The following is a 216-nucleotide window of genomic DNA, read 5'->3' on the forward strand; positions in this document are numbered from 1 at the left end:
AGGCTCCGATGTCGATGGCAACGTGGCGTCGTACGCCTTAGCGACCGATATCCCTGATGGCAAAGGGTCATTAAGCTTCAACAATGGCACCTATACCTTTGATCCAGGTGAGGACTTCCAAGACCTGACTAATGGTCAATCTGAAGACGTGACTTTTACCTACGTTGCCATTGATAACGAAGGTTTGGCGAGCGAACCACAAACCATCACCATCAC

Annotated in this window: 1 protein-coding gene; it reads left to right on the forward strand. The window is 49.5% G+C overall.

The genetic code is table 11. From position 1 onward, the window contains the following. Positions 1 to 216 (forward strand): Ig-like domain-containing protein (locus tag AB4405_RS24320; protein WP_372063112.1); only part of this gene is annotated, 216 nt, incomplete at both ends.

Origin of the sequence: Vibrio sp. 10N.261.51.F12 (genome assembly GCF_041471725.1) — a bacterium.
Lineage (GTDB): Bacteria > Pseudomonadota > Gammaproteobacteria > Enterobacterales > Vibrionaceae > Vibrio.